Source organism: Paucibacter sp. Y2R2-4, from assembly GCF_025717535.1.
Lineage (GTDB): Bacteria > Pseudomonadota > Gammaproteobacteria > Burkholderiales > Burkholderiaceae_C > Paucibacter_A.
Genome location: NZ_JAJIRO010000006.1, coordinates 236,933 through 249,800, shown reverse-complemented (window position 1 = coordinate 249,800; position 12,868 = coordinate 236,933). Strand labels below are relative to the sequence as shown.

Genomic DNA, 12,868 nt, shown 5'->3' with positions numbered 1-12,868 from the left:
CCGCCCCATGCGCACTGTTCTGATCATTGATGACAACCCCGGCGTCGGCGAGGCCCTCTCGCTGCTGCTGTCACTGCATGACATCGAGCCGCTCTACGCCGCCACGCCCGAGCAAGGCTTGGCCCTGCTGGCGCGCGGCAACGTCGACCTGGTGATCCAGGACATGAACTTCAGCGCCGACACCACCTCCGGCGCCGAGGGCGCGGCGCTGTTCAAGGCGATTCGCGCGCGCCACAGCGATCTGCCGGTGATCCTGCTGACCGCCTGGACCCGGTTGGAGGCAGCGGTTGAACTGGTCAAGGCCGGCGCGGCAGACTACCTGGCCAAGCCTTGGGACGATGCCAAGCTGGTGCTGACCGTGGAGAACCTGTTGGAGCTGTCCGAGTCGGCAGCTCAGCTACGCCGCCACCACCAAGAGCGCCAGGACCGCCGCCAAGCTTTGCAAAGCAACTTTGATCTGCAGGGCTTGGTGTTTGCCTCCGAGGCCATGCAATCAACTTTGGAGTTAGCGGCCCAAGTGGCTCGCACCGACTTGCCGGTCTTGGTGAGCGGTCCGAACGGCTGCGGCAAAGAGCGGCTGGCGGCCTTGCTGCACGCCAACTCCACGCGCCGCAAGGGTCCGTTTGTGGCGCTGAACTGCGGCGCCTTGCCGGCGGACTTGATTGAAGCCGAGTTGTTCGGGGCCGACAGCGGCGCCTTCACCGGCGCGCACAAAGCACGCGAGGGGCGCTTTGAAGCGGCCGATGGTGGCACCCTCTTCCTCGACGAGATCGGCACCCTGCCTTTGGCCGGCCAAGTCAAGTTGCTGCGCGTCTTGGAAACCGGCCGCTTCGAGCGGCTCGGCTCCAGCCGCACCCGCGAAGCCGAGGTGCGCATCATCAGCGCCACCAATGCCGACTTGAAAGCCATGGTGGCGGCCGGCAGTTTCCGCGAGGACTTGTACTACCGACTGAATGTGTTTGAGCTGCGCTTGGCTGCGCTGGCGCAGCGCCGTGAGGACATCTTGCCGCTGGCCGAGCATTTCTTGGCTGCTTCTGGCTCTGCCAAACCCGCGAGCCTGAGTGATGCAGCCCGCGCCGCGCTGCTCAGCCACAGCTGGCCGGGCAATGTGCGCGAATTGAAGAACGTGATGGCGCGCGCCGGCCTGCTGGCGGCAGGCGGCCCCATTCAGGCCAGCCATCTGGGCCTAGAGAGCAGCAGCGCGCTTCCGCCCAGCAATACGCGCAACTTGGATGAACCCAGCCGAGAGGCCGTCATCAAAGCGCTTGCGAACGCCAGCGGCGTGGTCAGCCGGGCCGCCCAGGATTTAGGCTTATCGCGTCAGGCTTTGTACCGTCGAATGGAACGTTACGGCCTTGACACTGCGGCTTGAGATGGGTTCACCAAGCCAGCGCCCCAGATTCAAATTGTCCTTGCAGCTGCGCCTGAGCCTGCTGCTGCTCTTGGCTGCTTTGGCAGGAGGCCTGATGCATGCGGCCCTGGTGGTCTGGCCGCTGCCAGCTCTCTTGACGGGATTGGGACGCCCGGACTTGATACCTCAAGCCTGGAGCGTCACGGCGCTGGGCTGGAGCCTCTTGTTACTTCTGCCCTTCGTGCTGCTGCTCTCTCAGCTGATGCTGGCGCCACTGCACAAATTGCTTCGTGCCCTGCAAGGCTCGGTCTTGAGCTACCGCGATGGAGACTTCAGCCTCTCGCTCGCCGCCGAGGGTTCTCAACGTTACGGTGAGCTGGGCGACTTGCTGCGCTTGCACAATGAGTTGGGCCTTGCCCTGCGCGAGCAACGCCAACATCTGGCACAGCGAGAGCTGCTGCTGGACAGCGTGGTGCAAAACACGCCGGTGGCCATGCTTTTGTGTGGCAGCGACGGCCTGGTGGCCTATGCCAATTTGGCGGCCCGCCAGTTACTGGCGGAGGGGCGCAGCCTGAGTGGGGCTGAGTTGAAGCAGATCCTGACCACAGCGCCCACCGTGCTGCGCGAGGCCTTGCAGAGCGGACAAGATCAATTGGTCTCCATCACCGAAGTGGGGCAGGAAGAGCACTTCCATTGCTCGCAACGCGCCTTGATGTTGCAGGGCCAGCCGCATCGGCTGCTGCTCTTGCGGCGCATGACGCGTGAGTTGTCGCGCCAGGAAGTGGCAAGCTGGAAGCGCGTGATTCGCGTCATCAGCCATGAGCTGAACAACTCCTTGGCGCCGATTTCCTCGCTGGCGCACAGCGGCGCAGAACTGGCTCGGAGAGGTCAGATTGAACGTCTGGAAGGGGTATTCCAAAGCATTGGCGGTCGCGCCAAGCATTTGCACAGTTTCTTGTCCGGCTACGCCCGTTTCGCAAAGCTGCCGCAACCGCAGTGCGGCCTGGTGAATTGGCCGGAGTTCTTGGCCAATCTCGCGGCACACAGCCCCTTTCAGCTGCGGGGCCAGGCGCCCGAGCAAGCGGGCTTTTTTGATGCAGCGCAGATTGAGCAAGCGCTGATCAATTTGATCAAGAACGCGCATGAGGCCGGCGGCCCCGCCGAGGAAGTCAGCCTCAGCCTGATGCAGCAAGGTTCAGAACTCCATATGACGGTGGCCGACCGTGGCCCGGGCATGAGCGACACCGTCTTGGCCCAGGCCCTGCTGCCCTTTTACTCGACCAAGCGCAGCAGCGAAGGCGGTGGCACCGGACTGGGCCTGGCCCTGGCTCGTGAGATCTCCGAGGCGCATGGCGGGCGCATTGCCTTGGCCAATCGGGAGGGCGGTGGACTGAGGGTCAGCTTGATGCTGCCGGCCGGCCCCAGCATGGCCAGCGACAGCCCGCCCCTGACCAGACCGTAAAGCGATATTCTTTGGGCTGGCATTCCGCCGCCCCCACTTTTGCCCTCCACTGAATCATTGCCCAGGCATGCAAGGCCACATGACCGCTTCAATCGACAGCAATGCCTCTGCACCGCAAGGCCGCGAGGCTTTAGAGCTGGCTATCGCCGAGCTCGAAGCGCTGCCGCATCTGTCGGCACAGCAGCAAGGCCAGCTCGCGCATTGCTATGAGGCCCTCAGTGCCGCCTCCGAGCAAGCCGGCGATCCGGCCGCAGCCCTGCGGCAGTACCAGCGCTTTCATCAGCTGAGTCTTTTGTCGCTGGCACCCGAGGTCTTGAGCCGCGATCAGCTGCGAGATCACTTGAGCGCGTGGCTGCAAAAGCCTGAGCGCTTGGCCGGTGGCTTTTGCCTGGTCGCCTTGAGCGTGGACGCAGCGGCCAACGAGTCGCTCGGCACTGTGTCTGCGCAAGAACAAACCCAGGCCAGCTTGTCGGCACTGTTGCGACTGCAATGTCGCCCCGATGATTTGATGGCGCAGCTGGGTCGCGGTGGCGGCGTCTTGCTGGCCTTGCCCGATGTCGATTTGCCTTCGGCCCGCAAGGTCTGCGAGCGGGTGCGCGCGGCCTGGGCGGCGCATCAATCCGGCACGCTGAGCATGGGCTTGAGCGCTTGGCGCGGCCCGATCGACGAACCCAGCCGCTTGATCGAGCGTGCAGAAAGTGGTTTGGCTGCGGCCAAACAATCCGGCGGCAACTGCCTGCGCAGCGGCACCGCGTGATTTGTTGCACAAAGCCTAAGCCTTGAGACCGACGGCAGCCTCATAAACTGGCGCCCGTCCAGGCCCGTCCAAACACAAGCAAACGCTTTCGCATTCAAACGATCCATACATGAGCAGCACAGAGCACGATCTGCCCAAACTGGCCATGGCCCTGGAATACGCCGACTTGGCGGCCGCCCACTACCTGGCTGGCGGTAGCGACTATGCCGCCCGCTTGTTGGCCGCCGCCGCCGAGCAGGTGCTGGGAGATCTGGCCCGCCTGCTGGGCCCGCATCACGCACAAAGCGACGAAGTTCAAACCCTGCTGGCGCGCATCGCCCTGCGTTACAAGGCCCCCACCGTGGAAAGCCGCAACCCGAGCCAGCGACACAAGGGCCAGCTGCCCAGCATGCAAGTCCACCCCAGCGCCGCCTCGCATTGCAGCAATGAAATTCGTGAGGCCACAGCGGCCTATCTGCGAGCCGCTTGGTACACACTGGAGTCCATGGGGCTGGAGGCGGTGGTGCCGGTGCGACTGCAAAAGGCGGTCGATCAAAGCACGATATACGCCGGGAATGTGGTCTAACAAGGCCTGACAGCCCCGACGCGCTCTGCTAGCATCAAAACTCGAGCATCAGGAGCTTGCCATCAATACAGAACGCCGCCAGTTTGCCCGCGTTGCCTTCGGAGTCGCGGCCGAGCTGATCACCACCCAAGAGCACTTGAATGCTCAAGTGCTTGATCTGTCGCTGAAAGGCGCCTTGCTGAGCCTGCCCGGCGCCTCCGAGTTGGCCTTGGGCATGCCCTGTCTGCTGAAGGTCAAGTTGGCCGATGAAAGCACCATCATCGCCATGGCGGGTGAGTTGGCTCATGTCCAAGGCGAACAAGCTGGCTTTTTGTGCCGCAGCATCGACATCGAGAGCATCACCCATCTGCGCCGCTTGATCGAAATGAATCTGGGCGACGCCACTTTGGTGGAGCGCGAACTCGCCGCCTTGATCAGCGGCTGACGAGCAAGGTCAGCGGCAGCGAATGCCGCCGACACAGGCCTCAGGCCAAGATGAACTCGCGCAACACCGCAAACGCGGCTTCCGGGTCATCGCGCCAGGCACCATGCCCCACACCGGGGAAGCTCACCAGCTTGGCCCATTGCGCCGGCAAGGACGCAGCCATTTCTTGCGCATCTTGCAGCGGGCACACCGGATCATCCTCTCCCGCCATCACCAATACCGGGCATTGAGCGCTCGCCAGTCCCGGCAGCAAATTCAAACCCTGCTTTTCGCCCGCCACGAAGTGCAAAAGGATCTCTTCGCGGATCAGGGTGCGCGAACCCGCCTGCGGATCGAGCGGCGGACGGGTGTTGTAGAGGTGTCGGCAAGAGGTCCAGTACGCCGCCCAGTGTTCCGGCGTCGGGTCGGACCAAAAACGCAAGGCAGCTTCACGTGCCTCAGGCCCGCCGCGCTTCTCAAACATAGCCAGTTTTCGCTCCATCGCCATATGCGGCGAAGTGCTGGACAGAATCACCTTGGCCGCATGCTCGGGATGCCGCTCGATATAACGCTGCGCCACAAAGCCACCAAATGACTGGCCGAGCACGATGGGCTTGCTGATACCCAGCGCGTCACACAGGCGCACCACATCATCAGCCCAGGTGTCGAGGTTCCACTCGGACGAAGGCCTCGCATCACTGCGACCATGGCCGCGATGATCGTAGTAGACGATTTGCGCAATATCGGCCAGCACCGAAAAGCCCGGTTTGAACGCACTGTGGTCAAAACCAGGGCCGCCGTGCATGCAGATCAGGGTTGGCTTCTCGCGCATGCCGGCCCCATCGGGCACCAGGCCCGGGCCTTCTACATCGACAAACAAACGCACGCCGCCACCGATATCGATCTTCATTGGAGAGCCCCTTTTTTTGAATGACCTTCAGTATCTCCGCAGTGGCTAGCACTCCTTTCTGCCGCAGAACAAGGACCGCCCTTTGCTTTGGCACATCGAAACCGCACAGACGCTCCGCTTCTGTGTTACATTAGCCGCATAGATACGCACAAGACCGTTTCTTCAAGGTCTTCAATCTGCAGCCCCCGCGGCTGGTTCGATGTCAATATCGCACCCGACCGCAACAGTTCGCTTCAATGCGCACTTGGGCTCGCTTCAGTTTCAACTCCCCGTTTGACTGTTCTTGAGTGTTTCTGTCTCCGCAGAGCCGCGCCTGTGTGCGCGTCGCGGAGTGTTTTTTTAATTGTTTCCAAAGGAACACATCATGACAACAATGCAAACTGGCACCGTGAAATGGTTCGACGACGGCAAGGGCTTCGGCTTCATCACGCCTGAAGACGGCTCCAAGGACCTGTTCGCTCACCACAGCGAAATCCGCAATAACGGCGGCTTCCGCACTTTGGCCGAAAACCAAAAGGTTGAATTCGAAGTCAAGCAAGGCCCTAAGGGTCTGCAAGCTTCGAACATCCGCGCTCTGTAATTGAGCTCGGGCGGCGCCCTTGTGGCGCTGCCAACCGATGGGTTGACGCGCAAGTGTCAACCCATTGTTTTTGCTAGACGCGTGAGCGTCGGCCAAAGAAGAATAAAAAACATCGCCAGGCAATTCATCGCGCGCAACACGCCGATCGATTGACCCAGCACACTGCAAATGCCTTGCCTCACCCAGGCAAGCCGGGACGGCCCGCCACGGCCGCGCATCATCCCGAAGCCAAGCCGGGCACCCAAGCCCTGCCCCGCGATCGATAGAGGCCCAGAAGACTCTCGATCCACTGCGTCACTACCGCTTTGCCCGTCAGCAAAGCGCCAAGATTCGCGGCAGCACAAGCCCTTCTCCATTCGCGTCTGGACTGCTAACGCTGCGTCAAGACGCACACCTCTTTGAAAAAATGCAAACTACAAAAAGCATTGAGGTGGGCAAATATCTTGTCTCACCCATGATCAAACCGCAGGACGATGGCAGCTACGCCGCGTCCGTTTCTATCCGCTCTGGCCGCGGCATGGCCAGCCATGACCGGGTCATGCGCTTCACACCGCGCTTCATCAGCCAACGGGCTGCGATTCGCTACGCCACCGCAGAGGGCTTGGCTTGGGTGCGCTCGCACTGAAGCTGCGCTCCATAAACGACAGGCCATAGAGCAAACATTCACAGCACGGCAGGTGCCGAGTGGTGCTGGGGGCGCAATTTCGCTCCTGTCCCCCGCCGTCGCCTTCCAGGCTCCGGCTCCTCCTTTACCTCGCGAAATCACACCCCCGACGCCACCCGGCAGTTCGATCAGTGCTCGCGCTCTTCGAAGTAGCGCAGACGTCCAGGATCAGGGCGCTTGGGGGCTCTGTGACGCGAGGTAAAGGAGGAGCACTGGGCACAAGCCCAGTGCGGGGGACAGGAGCGGCGCAGAGCCCCCAAGTGGCCTGATCACCGCCAAACCATGTGTCGCGCCCATCAAATCGCAATGAAAAAAGGCGCCGAGTCTCTCGACACCGGTGCCCTGAATTGCGTGGAACTCTCAGCCTCAGCTCTTGGCCAAGCCTCCACCCAAGGCTTTGTAGAGCTGCACATGGTTCTGCAGCTGACCCAAGCGCACCTGCAACACGGCCTGCTGGGCAGCATAACTCGCACGCTGTGCGTCTAGCAGTTCCAGGCTGTTGGACGCGCCATTGGCGAAACGCAACTCCACCAACTTCAGGCGCTCAGCCTCGGCGCGAGCCTGGGCGGTCTGCGCTTGCAGTTGATCGCTAAAAGTCGCCTTACCGGCCAAAGCATCGGCCACTTCGCGGAAGGCGGTTTGCACCGTCTTCTCGTACTGCGCGACCGCAATGCCTTGCGCAGCCTTGCTGGCTTGCAAATTGGCTTGGTTGCGACCGGCGTCAAAGATGGGCATCAAAGCCTGCCCCGCCACACTCCACACCGTATTGGTGAACAGCTGCGAAAGTTCGCTGCTGGCCGTACCCAAACTCGTTGTCAAACTGATGGACGGGAAGAAGGCCGCGCGGGCTGCTCCGATATTGGCGTTGGCCGCGATCAGCAATTGTTCCGCTTGCAACACGTCGGGACGCTTGACCAAGACTTCGGAAGGCAAGCCAGCCGGCAACTCCAGCGTGCGTTGCAGCGCTAAGCTTTGCGCCTTGGGCAAGTCCTTGGGCAAAGGTTGAGCAATCAAGAGCACCAGGGCGTTCTCGCTGAGCTCACGCTGACGCTTGGCTTGTGCCAGGCTGGCCTGAGCCGCTGCGGCCGCGGAGTCTGCCGAATTCAGCTCGAGTGAAGAGCTGGCACCTGCATCGAAGCGCAAGCGGGTCAAGCGCAGGCTGTCTTCACGCGCCTTGGCGGTTTGCGCCGCCAGGGCCAGCAATTCTTCGTCAGCCTGCAAAGCAAAGTGCGCCGAGGCCACGCCGGCGATCAAGCTGATCTGCGCCGCGCGGCTGCCTTCGGCACTGGCCAGATAGCGGGCCGTGGCGGCATCGCTTTGGCTCTTGACCTTGCCGAACAGATCCAACTCATAGGCACTGATTTGCAGGCCGGCTTGGTAGCTGTTCTGGTTGCCACCCTTGCCATCGGGCTGGCGGCTGGCGTTCACGCCGGCGCCGACCGTAGGCCAGCGATTGGCCTCGGCCACGCCCGCCAAGGCACGCGCTTGCTCCACGTTCAACAAGGCCACGCGCAGATCGCGGTTGTTGTCCAGCGCCAGCTGAATCAACGCCTGCAAGCGCGCATCGCCGGCATAAAAGCTCTGCCAGGCCAGATCGCTGGCGGCCACGCCCTGCGCCGAGCCCGCCGGGGCCGACCACTGTTCGGCCAGCGCGGGCGCCGGCCTTTGGTGCTCAGGGGCCAGCGAGGCGCAAGCGCTCAGCATCAGGGCCGCCGCGGCGGCAATCAGGTTCTTGCTCATGCTTGTTCTTGTCATCATGGTTTACTCCTGCGCAGCCGGGTTCGTCACCGGGGCAGCCTTGCCCTTGAAGATGCGACGCACGACCAGGAAGAACACCGGCACAAACAAGACCGCCAAAACGGTGGCCGAAATCATGCCGGACATCACGCCGGTACCGATGGCGCGCTGGCTGGCCGAGCCCGCGCCACTGGCAAAGACCAGCGGCATCACGCCCAGGATGAAGGCCATCGAGGTCATGATGATGGGGCGGAAGCGCAGGTGGCAGGCCTCCAGAATCGCCTCCACCAAGCCCTTGCCTTCGGCTTGCAAGTCCTTCGCGAACTCAATGATCAGAATCGCGTTCTTGGCAGAGAGGCCAATGATGGTGATCAAGCCGACCTTGAAGAACACGTCGTTGGGCATGCCTTGCAGCGTCGCCCCGGCCAATGCGCCCAAGAGCCCCAAAGGCACCACCAACAAGACCGAGAGCGGAATGCTCCAGCTCTCATACAGCGCCGCCAAGCAGAGGAACACCGCCAAGAGCGAGAAGGCCAAGAGGATGGTGGCTTGCGAGCCGGAGAGCTTTTCCTCCCGCGACATGCCGGTCCATTCATAGCCAATGCCTGCCGGCAATTGCTTGACCATTTGCTCCAGCTCGGCCATGGCCGCACCCGTGGAGGCGCCCGGTACCGCATCGCCCGCCAAACGCATGGCCGGGTAGCCGTTGTAGCGCACGGCCTGCATTTGGCCGGTGATCCAGTGCGTGGAGGCAAAAGCCGACAAAGGCACGCTCTGACCCTTGGCATTGCTGACGTTCAACTTCAGCAGATCTTCCGGCTGCATACGTGCAGCCGCATCGGCCTGCACCACCACCCGTTGCAGGCGACCTGCATTCGGGAAGTCATTGATATAGGCTGAGCCCAGCTGGGTGCCGATCACATTGGCAATCGCCTCATAGCTGACGCCCAGGGCGTTGGCCTTGTCGCGGTCGATATCGACCTGCAATTGCGGCGCGTCTTCCAAGCCATCAGGGCGCATGCCGGTGATGACCTTGCTCTTGCTGGCCATGCCCATCAGCTGATTGCGGGCATTCAGCAGCGCCTCGTGACCGAGGCCGCCGCGGTCTTGCAAACGCAGGGCAAAGCCGGTGGCGGTGCCCAACTCAGGAATCGGCGGGGGCGAGAGCGGGTAGATGAAGGCATCCCGCACGCCCATGAAGACACCAAAGGCACGACCGGCCAACGCTTGCGCACTGTGTTGTGGGCCCTTGCGCTCCTCCCAAGGCTTCAAAGGCACGAACACCAGCGCGGCGTTCTGGCCTTGGCCCGAAAAAGAGAAGCCCAGCACACCCACCGTGGACTGCACCTCGGGTTGCTTCAGCATGAAGTCTTCCACCTGCTTCACCGCAGCCTGGGTGCGATTCAGCGTCGCGCCCGGGGGCAGCTGCACATTGACGATCAGATAACCCTGGTCTTCATTGGGCAGGAAGGAGGTCGGCATGCGGGTGTACATCAGGCCCACGGCGCCAATCACCACGCCGTAGACCAGCAACATGCGGCCGCTGCGCTTGAGCAGCTTGGCCACCCAGCCTTCATAACCCTTGGCGGTGCGCGAAAAGCCTCGGTTGAACCAGCCAAAGAAGCCGGTCTTGGCATGCGCCTCGCCGGCTGCCACTGGCTTGAGCAAGGTCGCGCACAAGGCCGGAGTCAAGGTCAATGCCATCAGCGCCGACAGCAGCATGGAGGCCACCATGGCCAGCGAGAACTGGCGATAGATATTGCCGACCGAGCCGGCAAAGAAGGCCATGGGCACGAACACCGACACCAGCACCACGGTGATACCGATGATGGCGCCCGAGATCTGGCTCATCGCCTTGCGGGTGGCTTCGAGCGGGCTCAGGCCCTCTTCGTTCATGATGCGCTCGACGTTCTCCACCACCACGATGGCGTCGTCCACCAAGATACCGATGGCCAGCACCATGCCGAACAGGGTCAAGACGTTGATCGAGAAGCCCAGGCCCAGCATGATGGCAAAGGTCCCCAGCAGCGCGATCGGCACCACGATGGTCGGGATCAAGGTGTAGCGCCAGTTCTGCAAGAACAGGAACATCACCAAGAACACCAGCACCACCGCTTCCACCAGTGTGTGCACCACCTGGGTGATGGAGATGTTGACGAACTTGGACGAGTCGTAAGGGATCTCGTAATTGATGCCTTCCGGGAAGAAGCGCTGCAGTTCGGCCATGCGATCCTTCACGGCGGTCGCGGCCGCCAGCGCATTGCCGCTCGGCGCCAGCTGAATGCCGATGCCGGTGCTGGGCTTGCCGTTCAGGCGCGAGTAGGAGCCATAGCTTTGGCCGCCGAGTTCAACGCGCGCCACGTCTTTCAAGCGCACGCTGGAGCCGTCGGCATTGGCGCGCAACACGATATTGCGGAACTGATCGGCGCTTTCCAACTGGCCCTTGACCACGACGGTCGCGGCCATGGTCTGGGTCGACACATTCGGCAGCTCACCAATCGAGCCGGCCGGCACCAGGGCGTTTTGAGCGCGGATGGCGGCATTGACTTCGGCCGTGCTGATGTTGAAGGACTGCAGCTTGGCTGGGTCCAGCCAAATGCGCATGGCGCGCTCGGTGCCGAAGAGCTGAGCCTGGCCAATGCCGGGCAGACGCTGCAACTCGGGAATGATGTTGCGAGCCGCATAGTCGCCCAGCGCCACCGGGTCGAGCTTGCCTTCCTTGCTGGACAAGGTGACGAAGAGCAGGAAGTTGTTGCCCGCCTTGTCGATGCGCACCCCTTGCTGGGTCACGGCCGCCGGCAAACGCGGCGACGCGCGACTCAGGCGGTTTTGCACCTCCACTTGAGCCAGCTCCAGATTGGTGCCCGGCTCAAATGTGACGGTGATGGCGCCCGTGCCATTGGCCTGGCTGACGGACTCCAAATAGGCCAGCTTGGGCGCGCCGTTGAGCTCCTGTTCGATGACGGAGATCACGCTCTCATCCAAGGTCTTGGCGGAAGCACCGGGGTAGACGACGCTGATGGACAGCGCCGGCGGAGCCACGGTCGGGTACTGCGCGATCGGCAGCTTGGTGATCGCCACCGCACCGAAGACCAGGATGAACAAAGCGATCACCCAGGCAAAAATCGGTCGGTCAATGAAAAAACGTGCCATTGCTTAAACCCTCGCCTTACTTCGCTGCGGCGCTGGTGGCCGATGCCGGGGCTGCAGGCGTTGCTGCAGCATCGGAGGCAGGCGACCAAGGCACCGGCGTGACCGGCGCGCCGGGCACAAACATCTTCTGGAAACCGTCAACAATGACTTGCTCGCCGACCTTCAGGCCATCCAAGACCACCCATTGATTGCCCGCTGCCTGACCGACCTTGACCACGCGGGGCAAGGGCTTGTTGTCCGGGCCAACCACCAACACGGTGTCGCCTTGGCTGCCGCGCTTGACGGCTTGCTGCGGCAACAAGATGCCGGCCGGCAATTCGCCTTGCGTCAGGCGGACTCGCACATACTGGCCGGGCAAGAGCAGGCCTTCGGCATTCGGCACTTCAGCGCGCAGGGTCACTTGGCCCGAACCGGCGTCCACGCTCAGGTCGGTGAACAAGAGCTTGCCGGGCTTGGCCAACTCGCTGCCATCGTCCAACACCACGCGCACCTCGGCGGCTTGTCCATTGCTGCCACTGGCCTTTCGCAGCTGGCCCGTACTCAAGGCGCGGCGCAGCTGCTGCACCTCGTTGGCGCTTTGGGTGAAGTTGATATAGACCGAGCTGGTTTGCTGAATCAGCGCCAGCTGCGTGGCCTCAGCAGCACTGACCAGCGCGCCTTCCGTCACCAAAGCACGACCGATGCGGCCCGAGATGGGGGCGCTGACATGGGCGTATTCCAGATTCAGTCGCGCACTCTGCACCGCCGCACGGCCGGCGGCCACATCGGCCTCGGCCGCCTTGGCGGCCGCCACCGAAGTCAGGTATTCCTGCTGCGAAATCGCCTTGCCCTCAAACAAGGGCTTGTTGCGCTCGGCCTGGGCGGCCGCTTGAACCAAATTGGCTTGCGCCTTGGCCAAGGACGCTTGCGCGCTGTCCAGAGAAGCTTGATAAGGCGCCGGGTCGATTTGGAACAAAGCCTGGCCAGCCTTGACCTCGCTGCCCTCAGTGAACAGACGCTTCAAGACCACGCCATTGACGCGGGCACGCACCTGCGCCATACGCTGGGCCTCCACACGGCCGGGCAATTCGGTTTGCAGCGCGACCGCCTGGCTTTGCGCTTGGACCACACCCACTTGCGGTGGCGGAGGCATGCCGCCACCCGGGCCTTGCGCGGCAGCCGACTGACCGCCACCGCAAGCCGTCAGGCTGGCGGCAATGGCGATGACCAAGGGCGTCCAGTACAGCAGACGAGCACCGGTCCCCAGACGGGGTGAGTTCATTGGAGAAGCAGTGGGGTTCTTCATG

At 62.6% G+C, this 12,868-nt stretch carries 11 protein-coding genes; 7 read left to right on the top strand and 4 right to left on the bottom strand.

Annotation, left to right across the window (positions count from 1 at the left end):
• Positions 1–7: 7 nt before the first annotated feature.
• The 5 genes from LNV06_RS22085 (at position 8) to LNV06_RS22065 (ending at position 4,559) form a co-directional block, all read left to right on the top strand.
• Positions 8–1,372: a sigma-54-dependent transcriptional regulator gene (locus LNV06_RS22085; RefSeq protein ID WP_263540469.1), complete on the top strand. Its 1,365-nt coding sequence runs from the start codon at positions 8–10 to the stop codon at positions 1,370–1,372.
• 1 nt (position 1,373) lies between these two features.
• Entirely contained in the window at positions 1,374–2,813 is a 1,440-nt protein-coding gene (locus LNV06_RS22080) for a sensor histidine kinase (RefSeq protein ID WP_263540468.1), read from the top strand.
• 79 nt (positions 2,814–2,892) lie between these two features.
• On the top strand, positions 2,893–3,570 hold the full coding sequence (locus LNV06_RS22075) for a GGDEF domain-containing protein (protein ID WP_263540467.1): 678 nt from the start codon (positions 2,893–2,895) through the stop codon (positions 3,568–3,570).
• 109 nt (positions 3,571–3,679) lie between these two features.
• Positions 3,680–4,135 (top strand): hypothetical protein, encoded by a 456-nt coding sequence (locus LNV06_RS22070; RefSeq protein WP_263540466.1) that lies wholly within the window; start codon positions 3,680–3,682, stop codon positions 4,133–4,135.
• A 115-nt stretch (positions 4,136–4,250) separates the two neighbouring features.
• Entirely contained in the window at positions 4,251–4,559 is a 309-nt protein-coding gene (locus tag LNV06_RS22065; RefSeq protein ID WP_318013551.1) for a PilZ domain-containing protein, read from the top strand.
• 40 nt (positions 4,560–4,599) lie between these two features.
• Here the strand turns inward: LNV06_RS22065 and LNV06_RS22060 are convergent, their stop codons facing one another.
• Entirely contained in the window at positions 4,600–5,448 is an 849-nt protein-coding gene (locus LNV06_RS22060) for an alpha/beta fold hydrolase (protein ID WP_263540465.1), read from the bottom strand.
• Positions 5,449–5,821: 373 nt separating this feature from the next.
• On the opposite strand from LNV06_RS22060, the gene LNV06_RS22055 reads away from it, so the two are divergent.
• The gene (locus LNV06_RS22055) at positions 5,822–6,028 is read left to right on the top strand and encodes a cold-shock protein (protein WP_058720877.1); all 207 of its coding nucleotides are present in this window, start codon (positions 5,822–5,824) and stop codon (positions 6,026–6,028) included.
• 406 nt (positions 6,029–6,434) lie between these two features.
• Complete coding sequence (locus LNV06_RS22050) at positions 6,435–6,653, top strand: hypothetical protein (protein WP_263540464.1); 219 nt, start codon at positions 6,435–6,437, stop codon at positions 6,651–6,653.
• 405 nt (positions 6,654–7,058) lie between these two features.
• Here LNV06_RS22050 and LNV06_RS22045 read toward each other — a convergent pair whose 3' ends face one another.
• Genes LNV06_RS22045 through LNV06_RS22035 form a run of 3 tightly spaced genes read right to left on the bottom strand, consistent with a single transcriptional unit; the run spans position 7,059 to position 12,843 of the window.
• Complete coding sequence (locus tag LNV06_RS22045; protein WP_263540463.1) at positions 7,059–8,450, bottom strand: efflux transporter outer membrane subunit; 1,392 nt, start codon at positions 8,448–8,450, stop codon at positions 7,059–7,061.
• A 3-nt stretch (positions 8,451–8,453) separates the two neighbouring features.
• Positions 8,454–11,582 carry an efflux RND transporter permease subunit gene (locus LNV06_RS22040; protein WP_263540462.1) on the bottom strand — a complete coding sequence of 1,043 codons (3,129 nt, stop codon included), beginning with the start codon at positions 11,580–11,582 and terminating at the stop codon, positions 8,454–8,456.
• Between the two features lie 16 nt (positions 11,583–11,598).
• Positions 11,599–12,843 carry an efflux RND transporter periplasmic adaptor subunit gene (locus LNV06_RS22035; RefSeq protein WP_263540461.1) on the bottom strand — a complete coding sequence of 415 codons (1,245 nt, stop codon included), beginning with the start codon at positions 12,841–12,843 and terminating at the stop codon, positions 11,599–11,601.
• Between the last annotated feature and the right edge of the window lie 25 nt (positions 12,844–12,868).

Bases quoted from the DNA above. Each gene is read 5' to 3' on its own strand.
- LNV06_RS22035 (WP_263540461.1), bottom strand. From the start codon at position 12,843: ATGAACTCACCCCGTCTGGGGACCGGTGCTCGTCTGCTGTACTGGACG.
- LNV06_RS22050 (WP_263540464.1), top strand. From the start codon at position 6,435: ATGCAAACTACAAAAAGCATTGAGGTGGGCAAATATCTTGTCTCACCC.
- LNV06_RS22055 (WP_058720877.1), top strand. From the start codon at position 5,822: ATGCAAACTGGCACCGTGAAATGGTTCGACGACGGCAAGGGCTTCGGC.
- LNV06_RS22040 (WP_263540462.1), bottom strand. From the start codon at position 11,582: ATGGCACGTTTTTTCATTGACCGACCGATTTTTGCCTGGGTGATCGCT.
- LNV06_RS22070 (WP_263540466.1), top strand. From the start codon at position 3,680: ATGAGCAGCACAGAGCACGATCTGCCCAAACTGGCCATGGCCCTGGAA.
- LNV06_RS22045 (WP_263540463.1), bottom strand. From the start codon at position 8,450: ATGATGACAAGAACAAGCATGAGCAAGAACCTGATTGCCGCCGCGGCG.
- LNV06_RS22085 (WP_263540469.1), top strand. From the start codon at position 8: ATGCGCACTGTTCTGATCATTGATGACAACCCCGGCGTCGGCGAGGCC.
- LNV06_RS22080 (WP_263540468.1), top strand. From the start codon at position 1,374: ATGGGTTCACCAAGCCAGCGCCCCAGATTCAAATTGTCCTTGCAGCTG.
- LNV06_RS22075 (WP_263540467.1), top strand. From the start codon at position 2,893: ATGACCGCTTCAATCGACAGCAATGCCTCTGCACCGCAAGGCCGCGAG.
- LNV06_RS22060 (WP_263540465.1), bottom strand. From the start codon at position 5,448: ATGAAGATCGATATCGGTGGCGGCGTGCGTTTGTTTGTCGATGTAGAA.